Source organism: Pseudomonas indica NBRC 103045 (genome assembly GCF_002091635.1).
GTDB classification, from domain to species: domain Bacteria; phylum Pseudomonadota; class Gammaproteobacteria; order Pseudomonadales; family Pseudomonadaceae; genus Pseudomonas_M; species Pseudomonas_M indica.
On the sequence record NZ_BDAC01000031.1, the window covers coordinates 1 to 12,715 of the forward strand.

A 12,715-nucleotide genomic window follows, 5' to 3' on the forward strand; every position below is an offset into this window, starting at 1 on the left:
CCCAGCTGGCTAACAGTTAACTTCCAAACAAAAGCCAAAGAGCTTATAACTTTAGAAATGTTGAAGAAGGCAAAGTCAGACATTAGCGATGACTATTGCCTGACCATACTTCCATACCTCAATAAGTATGCAATATCCTATAAAATAGATACACCATTACTAATTGCACACTTTCTCTCTCAGGTTGGGCATGAGAGCGGATTTAAAGTGAAATCAGAAAACCTTAGTTATTCTGCCAAGAGGATGCGCGAGATATTCGGCTGCCGCAACAATAGCAAGGGATATAACTCAAGCACAGATGAATGTAAAGTACTCCCCAGACTTCGCCCCAAGCTCTGGTCAGAAGAAGATAAATACGAGAGAAACGCTGTAAAACTTGGAAATTATGTTTACGCCAATCGCAACGGTAATGGCGATGAAGACAGTGGCGATGGGTATAAGTATAGAGGCCGGGGAATCATCCAGCTTACTGGTAAAAACAACTATGCCGCTTACACTCGAATACATAATGAGAAGAACCCAGGAGACAATCAGGATTTTGTAAATAATCCGGATTTAGTCGTGAGCAATCTTGAGTACGGCATAGAATCCGCATTTGTTTGGTGGGAGATGAACAACGTAAATAGCAAAATCTTAGCATCGTACAATACCAGAACAGAAAGCAATCTCTCTGAGCATGTCGCAGATGTCTCTATAATAGTTAATGGCGGAACAATTGGCCTGCAAGAAAGAATAGAAATATTTAAATCTCTTCGGGAACTTATTAAGGGATAAAAAATGAAAATATTAATATCACTTTTCCTCTATATCGCTATAATTAATATTTCAACAGCTGGAGAACTAACAAAGAAGCTATCTCCAAGCATCTTTGGAAGCGAAGAAATAGTCTTCTCATATAGACCTGTCGATGGTGATGAAAGGTCTTTAACTGCTGCTTTATTTCTGAAAAATGGGCAGCGAATGAATCTTCCCGTGCAATGCGATCCAGAAGGTGGGGAGCCGTCACTTAGCGACTCTTATTCGGTGAAGTTATCCGATGGATCAGAAGCACTGATCATCACATGCTCTTATCATTTAGACCACAGCGGCTTAGGCATAAAAGGTGTTCAATATACCAGTTTTGTTTTAGCAGAAACATCCAGCTCTCTTGAAAGAAAAGAAAGCCTTGAAGGCCTTATATCCGGCTACGAGGGGACTACAGAAGAGGGAGCAAAAGATTACTTCTTTTACAACACAAAAGAACTAGCCACACAGAAGCTAAAAGACGGGGAGGTTGATTCGCCAGCGCTTATTCATCGAGTACTGCTCAGTAGATTAGCCGATCATGATTATGAAGCAATAACATCTTACGTATCAGACGAAGATATTCGAACGACAATTACAAGAACTCCCATTTCTAAAGCTGATGTTACCTCATATAACGACATAGGATTCGCACTAGCTGAAGTAGGCAAATTTGATCTAGCCCTTCACGTGCTTCGAAATGTAGAAAATATTGCTCCTGATCGCACTGTGCTCATGTTAAATCTGGCCGATACTCTTTGGGCAAAAGAACAACAGAAAGAGGCCAAGCCCTATTACAAAAAATATTACATAAAAATGAAAAGCGCTGGAAAAGAAAAATCAATACCAACTAGAGTAATGGAACGCTTGAAGCAGTAAAATGAAAAAGCACCCCAGGCCCAGAAAATTGAAAACCCACAACAAACTACTTTCGCTCCTTTAATTACACTCAACCCCGTTTCTTATACTTCAATCCAAACAATCAATCGACCAAACTTAATGAAACCAGTCTACCTAATCTTTACCAAGCCCATTAAATTCATTATTCTATTGTGGTGTAGTACTTCTATTATTTGCTTCGCTTTCGAAAATCAACCTGGAACCCACTGCTTGAAAGGAGAAGTCATTTATTTTTCCTGCAAAGCGGGAAAAGAAAAAATCCTCAGCCTCTGTGGGACAGAGACTGGTGACGGCAACTCATCGCTCAAATATATATTCGGCGCACTAGAAAAACCTGAATTAACCTATTCTGCCTTAGCAGACGAAAACTATGGCAGCTTTAAATTCAACCACTACCTCCGATACGGAACCGATTATTTCAGGGTTAGCTTTATCAGAAATGACTACAGATATGAAATCTACAGAGACTATGACAGCGAAGAGACCTCCAAAGAAGTTGCAGGAATTATGGTAGAGAGCCTGGCAACCGGAGCAGTAAAAGCAAACATCGCATGCCTTCGGAATATCAAAGCCAATTTCCACCCTCTTTCTTCGACGCTGCCATGTAATGAAGAAAGTGCGTTAGGGTGCACTAGGTGACTGGAGCGACATAAAGCTCATTGCAGACACTATTGAACCATTCCGCCCATGCGAATAATCAAAACCGAATCATGAAATTCACTATAATGGTACAGCTGACGGCTCTTTTCTTATCGATGCCTTTCGCTCAAGCCACCGAATACTCCTGTGAAACAGCAGGTATTCGATTGCTCCGTCCGTGCAAAAGCTGAAACAGATCGTGCGCTCAACGAGACTTACCAGGCACTGATTCAGCGCATACGGACGCATTATTCAGGAGATCGGGCGCTGGCTGATCAGTATCTCCTGCATCTCAGGGCCTCGCAGCGCGCCTGGGTTGCCTTGCGGGATACGAACTATGCGCTGGAAGCCTTCGAGATCGAGAACGGTAGCCAGGCTCACGAAACGACAGTGGATGGCTGCGTCATCCATATGAGCCACAACCGAACCCGCTATCTGGAGCAGCTTTCGCCTGCTTGGTGACTCCCCCGCTTCGACAACCACACAGTTTCCCCCTGCTTCGTGAACCGCTCGGCCGTTGCCGGCTGTTCTTCCTGCTCCGGCTTGCCTGTCCTTTGGTTCGAGTCCTATAGTGCCCGCCGTCGCGGCGATATCCGCGGCCGGGTTTGGCGACCTGTAATCACATAGACGTTCAGCGCTCGATATCCATTGCGGTCCTTGTACCTGCAATGCGTGTTATGGCGGCTGTGCGTGGGAGACCCTCGGGTCTGCCGGGTCCTATGTGTCCGGTTCGCCAACCTGCGCACAGCCGTCACCCATCGTTTGGCGACGATTCGTGGCGGCTCCACATTCACATAGGAGCACTACCATGACGTTTCCCTGTATTCCTGTTCGGGCTGGCTGCCACCGCCTCGCCTTGTTCTGCTGCCTTCAGCTCAAGCTGGAGGTGCGCCATGTCTAAGACACATTCCACCGCGTTCCACCCCTGCGAGGATGGTCGGCATCATCTGTTCGCGGTTCGGCCGGGGGTGCCCGTGCGGGCGGCGTTGGAGGTTGCCTGTCATCTGCTGGATGCCGCCGAGGTGCTGGCGGCTCGGGCGGGGCATGAGGCGGACGAGTCCTTGAGCGACGGTTGCGGCTATCTGATCGGGATGGCCAGGGCGGCGGTGCTGGGTTGTCTGGAGGGGTTGGAGCGCGACGCCGGGTAGAGCCTTCCACGCCGGCGCGAGGCGCCGGCTTCTGGGAACCGCCAAAAACCGGCCATTCCTGCTATCACGACAAGCCACGCGAACGCTGGCTCAAGCTCAATGGATGGCGCCCGCACATCCAGCGCAAAGGGAAAGCTGGCAAGCCCATCGGGGAACAGGCCATCATTAAGCTATTCAGCTGTTTTCACTAATTTGCCAATTTTCAACGATTGTTGAAAACACTTGATTCAGTGAAATTACTTGACTGATTTTCACTAAAATGCCTATTTTCAACAAATGATGAAATCAGCAGATTCAGTGAAAATTGAACAACAGTCCGCCGATGCTCTACGTAGCATTCTGGCCGAGGTTCCGGCTGTTGGCCGGTTAGAAGTCAAGCCAGCCAAGCGAAACGACCCAATCGATCTAATCGCCCAGGTCGAGGTGTTCGGCAAACGGCACACGCTGGTAGCTGAAGTGAAATCAAGTGGGCAGCCGCGTCACGTTCGGACTGCGTTACTACAGCTACAGGACTACGTGAGACGCCAACCTGAGACCGTAACACCCGTCTTCATCGCTCCATACCTATCAGCTGAAGCTCAAGACTTGTGCCGGGAATACAACGTCGCCTACCTCGACTTGGAGGGCAACGCCCGGTTGGCCTTTGGCACGTTCTTCATCTCCCGTCAGGTTGCCAGCAAGCCAGTAGTCGAGCGGCGTGAACTGCGCTCCTTGTTCAAGCCAAAATCGGCTCAGGTTCTGCGGCAGATGCTGCGCGTCCCTGGGCACCCATGGCGTGTTGCTGAGCTAGCAGAAGCAGCCGGCGTCAGTCTCGGCTTAGTGAGCAATATTCGCACTGGGTTACTGAATCGAGAGTGGGCCGAACGCTCAGAGGAAGGGGTGTGTCTGTCTGATCCTGATTCCTTACTCGATGCCTGGCGCGAGGAGTACGAACCGCCTCCCCACAAACGGATAGGCTTCTATACGACGCTACATGGCGCCTTATTTGACCAAGCTATCCGCACGCTCCACCCACTGCCGGACGGAAAGGTCCTGGCAGCAATGGCTTCGTTTTCTGCGGCACAGTGGCTCGCGCCGTATGGACGTACTGGCACCCACTACTTCTATGCCGATCAGCAGGGGTTAGAAAAACTGCGCTCGACTCTAAAACTCTCCCCCAGCAACAAAGGGGAGAACCTAATCGTGAACGTGCTCGATGACCCAGGTTTATTGCTCGACACTGTGGAGCCGGTACCGGGAATATTCTGCACCAGCCCTGTTCAGACCTACCTTGATCTCTTCAAAGCCGGAGAGCGAGGGCGAGAGGCGGCTGATTATCTTCGACGAAAGAAATTGAAATGGACGAAATGACTCCGAACGAACCGCAGCGGGCTAGTGATTACGACGACCGCACCACGGCGGCGGTCAAAGCCGTTTTGATCGAGATCGGGCAGATCCTCGGCAGCTTCAAAGGGAAATTCGCCGTTGTCGGAGGTGCCGTACCTTGGCTGCTGTTGAATGACAACGAAGATATGCAACACGTGGGAACGCTGGATCTAGATCTCGGCCTGGACGCTGAGGCACTCGGGGATGGTGAGTACGCCAATCTGGTCGAAGAGTTACTAGGTCACGGCTATGCGCAAAGCCAGCAACTCAGGCGTTTCCAGCTAGTCCGGCAGATCAATGCAGGCGACGGCGGGCCTCCCATTGATGTCATCATCGACTTCCTACGACCTCGGGATGCAGAGATCGTAAAGAACGTTCCGCCACTTATCAGCGACTTCGCAGTGCAAGGTGCTGATGGTGCCGATTTGGCACTTCGCTTCTACCAAATGGTGGCCATCTCCGGAAACATGCCGAACGGTGGCACCAATCGTGTTGAGGTGGCGGTTTGCTCAATTCCCGCATTGCTCGCAATGAAAGGCCATGCAATCGAAGGACGCTACAAGCAAAAGGACGCCTATGACATCTACTACTGCATTCGGAACTACCCGGGTGGACCAGACGCCTTGGCAGAAGAGTGCCGGCCAGTGCTGGAAATTGCCAGCGGCCAAGCTGGTTACATGTTCATCGCCCAAAAATTCGATTCTGTAGATGGTTTTGGCCCCACTTGCGTACGTGGATTCGTCGAAGAGACACAGATCTTGGGGGATCGTACTCCTGAGCAGTGGCAGGTAGATGCGTTCGGACAAGTCGATGCGTGGCTACGTGCCCTAGGTCTTCGATAACTAACAATGCCCAATATGTAAACTCTCTGGAGCGGGTTGCGTTCCACCCCTGCGAGGATGGTCGGCATCATCTGTTCGCGGTTCGGCCGGGGGTGCCTGTGCGGGCGGCGTTGGAGAGTGCCTGTCATCTGCTGGATGCCGCCGAGGTGCTGGCAGCTCGGGCGGGGCATGAGGCGGACGAGTCCTTGAGCGACGGTTGCGGCTATCTGATCGGGATGGCCAGGGCGGCGGTGCTGGGTTGTCTGGAGGGGTTGGAGCGCGACGCCGGGTAGAACCTTCCGAGCCGGCGCGCGGCGCCGGCTTCAGGGCTTCGTCGGCAGCAGGGTTTTCAATCGCTGCTCCAGCAATCCCGGAAAACGCTTGAACCAGGTCTGGTTGAGCGGCGAGGGGTGGGGCAGCGGGTGGAGGGTGAAGGTGCGTGCGGCGCCGTCGTCCGCCTGGAGTTCGACGTCGAGGTGTGTCTCGAAGCGGTCTTCACGCTCCCAGAAGGCTTCCAGGCGCTGGCGTTGTTCCCTGGGCTGGTCGATGCCGAACCAGAGGAAGGCTTCGCGGCCGAGGGTGATGAGGTGGCGGCCGTGCCAGCTTTCGATCAGCAGGCGGCGCATCAGTGGGTGGAAGCGCTTCTTGACCTTCATGGACCAGGCTTTGTTGCCCACCGGTTTGTAGGGGACGGTGTTGATCCAGAAGAAGTCCCGGCCGAGCTGGCGGGAGGCATCGAAGTCGGGCATGTCCTGACCATGCAGGTGGAGGTAGAGGACCTTGCGGACGATCTGACCGCCGCTGCCGATGAAGGGTTCGCCATAACGGACCTCATCGCGGCCGGGGTCACGGCCGAAGAAGCCGAGGGGTGCGTCGGGGTCGCCGAGGCCGATGATGGGCTCGAGCGGGTCCTTGTCGAAGCGGGCGTAGGTGGCTTGGTCGATGCCTTCGGTTTCCGCAGCCAGGGCGCGGAAGGCTTGGCGCTGGTGTGAGTCGAGGGGCATGGGTGCCTCCGTGGTTGGTCTGGGCTGTGTCGCCAGCCGTTCTTACCCTCTCCCCCGCCCTCGCGCCCTACCTCCTGCATCCCTGCAGTCGTCTCCCATAAATGGGAGAGGGCGCTAAAAGCAGTCCGAGCGGGAATTACAGCTCGTCTTCCTCCACCACCTTCACCGCGCTGGCGTCCAGGGCATAGGCGGCGTCGGCCAGGTCGTTGCTGATGGTTTCGACCTTGAGGGTGCCGTCTACCCAGAGCGGGGTGTAGATGTCGTCGAGGGGGATGCCCTTGGGGTAGCGCACCAGGACGATCTGGTTCGGCGGCGGCGGCGGTACGTGAATGCAGGCGCCGGGGTATGGCACCAGGAAGAATTCGGTGCCGCGGCCCTTGGCGTCGGTTTCCAGCGGGACCGGGTAGCCGCCGAGGCGGATCTGTTTGCCGTTCAGGGCCGGGACCGTCTTGGCCGAGTACATCACCGCCGGCAGGTCCTTGTCCTGTTGCTTGAGCCCGCCCTTGTCGCTGAAGCCCTGGCCTTCCGGGGTGTCGTGGCTGATTTCGGGCATTTCTTCGAGGGCCTTGCGGTCCTCGGGGGGCATGAGTTCGAGCCAGTCGAGCTCGGGTGGCGCGGCATGGACGAGGGTGGCGGTGAACAGCAGGGGTAACAGCAGTAGTCGGCGCATGGAGACTTCGCGGGGGAGAAAGGGTCGCCGCGGCGACCCCTTCACGGGGTCAGGTCCTGCGGCTGACCAGACCGTAGATGACGAGCAGGATGATCGCACCGACCACCGCGCCGATAAAGCCCGCCGCTTCGCCGGCCGCGTAGATGCCCAGGGCCTGGCCGCCGTAGGTGGCCAGCAGGGCGCCGCCGATGCCGAGCAGGATGGTCATGATCCAGCCCATGCTGTCGTTGCCGGGTTTGAGGAAGCGTGCGACGAGGCCGACAAGCAGGCCGATGATGATGGTACCGATGATGCCCATGGGCGTTCCTCCTTGGGAGTGGTGCCGCGAGGCGGCGTCAATCAATGGACAGGCGAAGATGCCGTCGGGTTCTGCCGGTATCCAGATGGGCTCGGTACATTTCTTTCTATTTGCCGATGACTTCAAGGTGGCAAAGTGCAGCCATCCACAAGCCGTCGCCTCGTGCGGCAGCCGCGCGCCGGCGTGGGTGGCATCACGGCACGTCCGGCGCTTCGACGTCGTATCGCTCGTAGATCTGCTTGATCTCGCCCCTGGCGCGCATGGCTTGCAGTTCGGCGGCGAGGCGTTCGTACAGGGCTCGCCGTTTGCCCTCGTAAAGGCGCCGGGAAACGCCGAAATGGTTATCGATGCGCTGTTCGTGCTGGTACGGCGCGTAGCGGTAGCCGTCGAAGCCGATGGCGGCGAAGCTGGTTTCCAGGGGGATCTGGTCGAGTACGACGATGGCGTCCAGGCGCCTGGCGCGGAACATGGCGACCAGTTGGGCGTCGTCGCTGGCCAGTTGTTTGGCGAGCAGGCCGTCGCTGTCGAAGGGCTCGAAGTAGGCCGTGCCACGCTTGACGCCGATGGTCAGCTCGTGGAGGTCGCGGTAGCGGCGCAGGCGCTCTTCCTGGCCGGGACGGACGACGAAGCGGATGCTTTTGAGCTGGCGCCCGATGCTCGGCAGGTAATGGATGTAAGCCTGGCGATCCAGGGTGAAGATCACCCGCGGCACGATATCGATGCGGCCGAGGCGCAGGTCTTCCAGGCTGCGCAGGAACGGCGCTTCGCGCCACTGGACGCGGGCGCCGATGCGGTGGGCGGCGGTGTCCAGCACACTGATCAGCGGACCGCTGGGCAAGCCGTCCACCACGCGCATTTCGGGCGGGCGCTCACGGAAGTCGGCCTTGAGAATCTCTTCGGCCTGGGCATGACCCAACCCGAACAGCACAGGCAGCAGCAGAAGCAGGCGTTTCATTCGGTGGGCTCTTGTACGACGGCCATCGCTCAGAGCTTAGAGCCTGCCCCCGGCCATTTCACCCCGATATCGCCTGGAAAAGGCACAGGGTTGGCAGCCGACGGCAGCCCCCACCGCAAAACCGGCACTCAACGCTTGGCGATCAAGGCCTCGACGTCGGCGATGCGGGCGTCCAGCGTGGCCCGGTCGGCGCAGCGCAGGGTGGCGTGGCCCACCTTGCGGCCTTCCTTGAAAGCCTTGCCGTAGTGGTGCAGGTGGCAGTCGTCGATGGCGATCACCTGGGCCACCGGCGGGACTTCGCCGATGAAGTTGAGCATGGCGCTCTCGCCCACCTTGGCGGTGGAGCCCAGCGGCAGGCCGGCCACGGCGCGCAGGTGGTTTTCGAACTGGCTGCACTCGGCGCCTTCGATGGTCCAGTGGCCGGAGTTGTGCACGCGCGGGGCGATTTCGTTGGCTTTCAGGCCGCCGTCGACTTCGAAGAACTCGAAGGCCAGCACGCCGACGTAGTCCAGGCGCTCCAGCACGCGGCCGACATAGTCTTCGGCCAGGGCTTGCAGCGGGTGGCCGCTGCTGGCGACGGACAGGCGCAGGATGCCGTTCTCATGGGTGTTGTGCACCAGCGGGTAGAAGCGCGTTTCGCCGTCGCGGGCGCGGACCGCCACCAGCGAGACTTCGCCGGTGAAGGGCACGAAGCCTTCGAGGATGCAGGGCACGCTGCCCAGTTCGGCGAAGGCGCCGGCGACGTCCTCGGGCTTGCGCAGGACCTTCTGGCCCTTGCCGTCGTAGCCGAGGGTACGGGTCTTGAGCACGGCCGGCAGGCCGATGTTGGCGGCGGCCGCGTCGAGGTCGGCCTGGGACTGGATGTCGGCGAACGCCGGCGTCGGGATGCCCAGCTCCTTGAACATCGATTTCTCGAACCAGCGGTCGCGGGCGATGCGCAGGGACTCGGCGCTCGGATAGACCGGCACGAACTGCGAGAGGAAGGCGACGGTCTCGGCCGGCACGCTTTCGAACTCGAAGGTGACCAGGTCGACTTCGTCCGCCAGTTGGCGCAGGTGGTCCTGGTCGCCGTAGTCGGCGCGGATGTGCTCGCCGAGGGCTTGCGCGCAGGCGTCCGGCGCCGGGTCGAGGAAGGCGAAGTTCATGCCCAGCGGGGTGCCCGCCAGGGCCAGCATGCGGCCCAGCTGGCCGCCACCGATCACGCCGATCTTCATGTTACGCGTCCCTCGGGTCCGGGTTGTCCAGTACGGTCTGGGTCTGCTCGTTGCGGAATTTCTTCAGCGCCGCATGGAACTGCGGGTGCTGGTGGCCGAGGATGCTGGCGGCGAGCAGCGCGGCGTTGATGGCGCCGGCCTTGCCGATGGCCAGGGTGGCGACCGGAACGCCGGCGGGCATCTGCACGATGGAGAGCAGCGAGTCGACGCCGGAGAGCATGGAGGATTGCACCGGCACGCCAAGCACCGGCAGGTGGGTCTTGGCCGCGCACATGCCCGGCAGGTGGGCAGCGCCGCCGGCACCGGCGATGATCACCTGGATGCCGCGCGACTCGGCCTGTTCGGCGTACTGGAACAGCAGGTCCGGGGTGCGGTGGGCGGAAACCACCTTCACTTCGTTGGGGATGCCCAGCTTGTCCAGCATCTCGACGGTGTGGCTGAGGGTGGACCAGTCGGACTTGGAGCCCATGATCACGCCTACCAGTGCGCTCATCATCATGCCTCTTCACGGGCGCCCGGCGGGCGCGTCAAAAACCAACAAGCCACGCTGATGGGGCGTGGCTTGGCGTATTCGTCGAACCGGCGGGCGTCGCCGGTTTTCGAGGCGGCGCAGTATACCGCAAAGCCACGCCGGACGAGCATCCGCGATGACCATCCGTCCAACGGCCGGCAAATCGCGGCAAGACTTGCTTTAGCTCAATGCCTGCCGGTCCGGCCCGCGCAGAATGACGGTTCGCTACCCACGGAGGAACCGTTATGAACCAGACCATGAAAGCCGCGGTGGTGCATGCTTTCGGCGAGCCGCTGCGCATCGAGGAAGTGAAAGTGCCGTTGCCCGGTCCGGGGCAGATTCTGGTGAAGATCGCCGCCTCGGGCGTTTGCCACACCGACCTGCACGCCGCCGAGGGTGACTGGCCGGTGAAGCCGTCTCTGCCGTTCATTCCCGGCCACGAGGGCGTCGGTCATGTGGCCGCGGTGGGCGCCGGGGTGACCCGGGTGAAGGAAGGCGACCGCGTCGGCGTGCCCTGGCTGTACAGCGCCTGCGGCTGTTGCGAGCACTGCTTGACCGGCTGGGAAACCCTCTGCGAGAGCCAGCAGAACACCGGCTACTCGGTGAACGGCGGTTATGCCGAGTACGTGCTGGCGGACCCGAACTACGTCGGTCTGCTGCCGGATGCGGTGGGCTTCGAGGAAATCGCACCGATCCTCTGTGCCGGCGTCACCGTCTACAAGGGCCTGAAAGTCACCGGTGCGCGACCCGGCCAGTGGGTGGCGATCTCCGGCATCGGCGGGCTCGGCCACGTGGCGGTGCAGTATGCCCGCGCCATGGGCCTGCACGTGGTGGCGGTGGACGTGGACGACGCCAAGCTGGAGCTGGCGCGCAAGCTCGGCGCCGGATTGACGATCAACGCCCGCCACGAGAACCCGGCCGAGGTGGTCCAGCGCGAGATCGGCGGCGCCCATGGCGTGCTGGTCACGGCGGTGTCCAACAGCGCCTTCGGCCAGGCCATCGGCATGGCGCGCCGGCATGGCACCGTGGCCCTGGTCGGTCTGCCGCCGGGCGATTTCCCGGCGCCGATCTTCGACGTGGTGCTCAAGGCCATCAGCATCACCGGCTCCATCGTCGGCACCCGCGCGGACTTGCAGGAGGCGCTGGATTTCACCGCCGAGGGGCTGGTCAAGGCGACCATCCACACCGACTCGCTGGACAACATCAACCAGGTGCTCGACGACATGCGCGGCGGCAAGATCGAAGGGCGGATTGTGCTGACCCTGTAACGGATCGGCAGAACCTGTTTACGATCTCGCGAGCTAGAGCCATGCAAGGCCTCGGCGGCCCCGCAAAAACAGGCGAGGACGCGGAGTTTACGAGCTGTAAATGAGCAGTCCGAGCCTGCGCGGCCCGACCTGTTTTCAACGCAGCAGGGCCGACGCGCAGCAGATCGTAAACAGGTTCTCAGACGGGAGCGCCCGCTCCCATCTCCAGCCGCCGCCAGAGCAACCTCACCGCCGCCTTGCGCACCAGCGCGCAGCGGTACAGGCGGATTTCCAGCGGCACGTGCCACTGCGGGCCGCCGCAGATCGCCAGTTCGCCCCGCGCCAATTCCTGCGTTACCGACAACTGCGGCACCCAGGCCACGCCCAGGCCTTGCAAGGCCATGCTCTTCAGGCTGTCGGCCATGGCCGTCTCGTACACCGTGGTGGAACGCAGCGCGCGCTGGCGCAGCAGCAGGTTCACCGACCGTCCGAGGAAGGCCCCGGCGCTGTAGGCGAGCAGCGGTACTGTCTGGCCGCTGTCGAGGTCGAACAGCGCCTTGCCGTCCTCGCCCACCGCGCAGACTGGCAGCATCGAGGTGGTGCCCAGGTGCAGCGAGGGGAAGATTTCCGGGTCCATCTGCAACGAAGCGTCCGGGTCGTAGTAGGCGAGGATCAGGTCGCAGGCGCCTTCGCGCAGGGCATGCACGGCCTCGCCGACGTTGGTCGCCACCAACCGGCTGGTGAGATTCAGGCCCTCGGCACGCAGGCGAGCGAACCAGGTAGGAAAGAAACCCAGGGCCAGGGAGTGGGCGGCGGCAATCTGCAGCACCTCGCCCTGACGCCCTTCCAGTTGGTGCAGGTGACGCACCACTTCGCCGAGCTGTTCGACCACGCTGCGGGCGGTGACCAGGAACAGTTGCCCGGCCTCGGTCAGTTCGATGGGGGTATGGGCACGGTCCACCAGGGTCAGGCCGAGTGTCTCTTCCAGGGCGCGGATGCGCCGGCTGAAGGCGGGCTGGGTGACGAAGCGGCGCTCGGCCGCCTGGGAGAAACTGCGGGTCGCGGCCAGGGCACTGAAGTCCTCCAGCCATTTCATTTCCAGGTTCATACCGCCTCCTCGGGCGTGTGCCCGGACTCCGGGTGTGCGGGTAATCGGACGC

The 12,715-nt window shown here is 59.3% G+C and carries 16 protein-coding genes; 9 read left to right on the plus strand and 7 right to left on the minus strand.

From position 1 onward, the window contains the following. From PIN01S_RS24085 to PIN01S_RS27385, 8 genes are all read left to right on the plus strand, one after another. The coding region (locus tag PIN01S_RS24085) for a glycoside hydrolase family 19 protein (RefSeq protein ID WP_369690632.1) at positions 1 to 774 on the plus strand (774 nt) is incomplete at its 5' end. A gap of 3 nt (positions 775 to 777) precedes the next feature. Then, on the plus strand, positions 778 to 1,662 hold the full coding sequence (locus tag PIN01S_RS26575) for a tetratricopeptide repeat protein (protein WP_139198641.1): 885 nt from the start codon (positions 778 to 780) through the stop codon (positions 1,660 to 1,662). Positions 1,663 to 1,893: 231 nt separating this feature from the next. Then, positions 1,894 to 2,322, plus strand: coding sequence for a hypothetical protein (locus tag PIN01S_RS26580; protein WP_139198642.1), 429 nt, complete (start codon positions 1,894 to 1,896; stop codon positions 2,320 to 2,322). 147 nt (positions 2,323 to 2,469) lie between these two features. Then, positions 2,470 to 2,784: a lysozyme inhibitor LprI family protein gene (locus tag PIN01S_RS24090; protein WP_084339455.1), complete on the plus strand. Its 315-nt coding sequence runs from the start codon at positions 2,470 to 2,472 to the stop codon at positions 2,782 to 2,784. A 431-nt stretch (positions 2,785 to 3,215) separates the two neighbouring features. Then, positions 3,216 to 3,470, plus strand: coding sequence for a DUF3077 domain-containing protein (locus tag PIN01S_RS24095; protein ID WP_084339456.1), 255 nt, complete (start codon positions 3,216 to 3,218; stop codon positions 3,468 to 3,470). A gap of 297 nt (positions 3,471 to 3,767) precedes the next feature. Further along, positions 3,768 to 4,820, plus strand: a complete 1,053-nt coding sequence (locus PIN01S_RS24105) for a type IV toxin-antitoxin system AbiEi family antitoxin (RefSeq protein ID WP_244506046.1) — start codon at positions 3,768 to 3,770, stop codon at positions 4,818 to 4,820. Continuing rightward, complete coding sequence (locus PIN01S_RS24110; RefSeq protein WP_170837235.1) at positions 4,808 to 5,677, plus strand: hypothetical protein; 870 nt, start codon at positions 4,808 to 4,810, stop codon at positions 5,675 to 5,677. The genes PIN01S_RS24105 and PIN01S_RS24110 overlap by 13 nt, the downstream gene beginning before the upstream one ends. Continuing rightward, on the plus strand, positions 5,650 to 5,949 hold the full coding sequence (locus PIN01S_RS27385) for a DUF3077 domain-containing protein (protein ID WP_169715880.1): 300 nt from the start codon (positions 5,650 to 5,652) through the stop codon (positions 5,947 to 5,949). Before PIN01S_RS24110 ends, PIN01S_RS27385 begins: the two co-directional genes overlap by 28 nt. Positions 5,950 to 5,979: 30 nt before the next feature. On the opposite strand, the gene PIN01S_RS24120 is transcribed toward PIN01S_RS27385, so the two are convergent. The 6 genes from PIN01S_RS24120 to purE all read right to left on the minus strand — a co-directional run bounded on the left by PIN01S_RS24120 (position 5,980) and on the right by purE (position 10,290). Continuing rightward, the gene (locus tag PIN01S_RS24120; protein ID WP_084339459.1) at positions 5,980 to 6,660 is read right to left on the minus strand and encodes a uracil-DNA glycosylase family protein; all 681 of its coding nucleotides are present in this window, start codon (positions 6,658 to 6,660) and stop codon (positions 5,980 to 5,982) included. A gap of 136 nt (positions 6,661 to 6,796) precedes the next feature. Next, the gene (locus PIN01S_RS24125; protein WP_084339460.1) at positions 6,797 to 7,330 is read right to left on the minus strand and encodes a DUF3299 domain-containing protein; all 534 of its coding nucleotides are present in this window, start codon (positions 7,328 to 7,330) and stop codon (positions 6,797 to 6,799) included. Between the two features lie 49 nt (positions 7,331 to 7,379). Then, on the minus strand, positions 7,380 to 7,628 hold the full coding sequence (locus tag PIN01S_RS24130; RefSeq protein ID WP_084339461.1) for a GlsB/YeaQ/YmgE family stress response membrane protein: 249 nt from the start codon (positions 7,626 to 7,628) through the stop codon (positions 7,380 to 7,382). A 193-nt stretch (positions 7,629 to 7,821) separates the two neighbouring features. Beyond that, positions 7,822 to 8,583, minus strand: coding sequence for a substrate-binding periplasmic protein (locus tag PIN01S_RS24135; protein ID WP_084339462.1), 762 nt, complete (start codon positions 8,581 to 8,583; stop codon positions 7,822 to 7,824). A 128-nt stretch (positions 8,584 to 8,711) separates the two neighbouring features. Further along, positions 8,712 to 9,797, minus strand: a complete 1,086-nt coding sequence (locus tag PIN01S_RS24140) for a 5-(carboxyamino)imidazole ribonucleotide synthase (RefSeq protein ID WP_084339463.1) — start codon at positions 9,795 to 9,797, stop codon at positions 8,712 to 8,714. Between the two features lies 1 nt (position 9,798). After that, positions 9,799 to 10,290, minus strand: coding sequence for a 5-(carboxyamino)imidazole ribonucleotide mutase (gene purE, locus PIN01S_RS24145; RefSeq protein ID WP_084339498.1), 492 nt, complete (start codon positions 10,288 to 10,290; stop codon positions 9,799 to 9,801). 263 nt (positions 10,291 to 10,553) lie between these two features. Here purE and adhP point away from each other — a divergent pair, with 263 nt between their 5' ends. Continuing rightward, positions 10,554 to 11,576: an alcohol dehydrogenase AdhP gene (gene adhP, locus PIN01S_RS24150; protein WP_084339464.1), complete on the plus strand. Its 1,023-nt coding sequence runs from the start codon at positions 10,554 to 10,556 to the stop codon at positions 11,574 to 11,576. A gap of 178 nt (positions 11,577 to 11,754) precedes the next feature. Here adhP and PIN01S_RS24155 read toward each other — a convergent pair whose 3' ends face one another. Next, the gene (locus tag PIN01S_RS24155; protein ID WP_084339465.1) at positions 11,755 to 12,663 is read right to left on the minus strand and encodes a LysR substrate-binding domain-containing protein; all 909 of its coding nucleotides are present in this window, start codon (positions 12,661 to 12,663) and stop codon (positions 11,755 to 11,757) included. Between the last annotated feature and the right edge of the window lie 52 nt (positions 12,664 to 12,715).